At 57.6% G+C, this 297-nt stretch carries 1 protein-coding gene; it reads right to left on the bottom strand.

The window, feature by feature from the left end:
* Nucleotides 1-194 (bottom strand): response regulator (locus tag EN852_RS39145; RefSeq protein ID WP_135879929.1); only part of this gene is annotated, 194 nt, incomplete at its 3' end.
* Nucleotides 195-297: the final 103 nt, after the last annotated feature.

Raw genomic sequence — 297 nt, 5'->3', positions numbered from 1 at the left:
GTCACCTCCAGGCCGGACACTTCGGGCAACTGGATGTCCATCAGGATGAGGTCCGGTCTGTGCTGGCGCGCGAGATCCAGCGCCTCCAGCCCATTGCGCGTGCGAACCGTCTCGTAAACGCTGGCTTCGATGAGGTCACGAAAGAGCTTCATGTTGAGCTCATTGTCCTCGACGATCATGACCTTCTTAGCCATCAATTTCCCGTCTCGATCGCCCTCCAAGGCGAGGACCATCGCAATGCGTCCCCTTCGGACCGCACCCAACCCTTTTCCACTCTCGACCAATATCATTGACGAA

It is taken from the genome of Mesorhizobium sp. M2E.F.Ca.ET.209.01.1.1, assembly GCF_004010375.2.
Taxonomy (GTDB): domain Bacteria; phylum Pseudomonadota; class Alphaproteobacteria; order Rhizobiales; family Rhizobiaceae; genus Mesorhizobium.
Note: the sequence above shows the minus strand (reverse complement) of the source record. Positions and strands in the feature narration are given on the sequence as shown.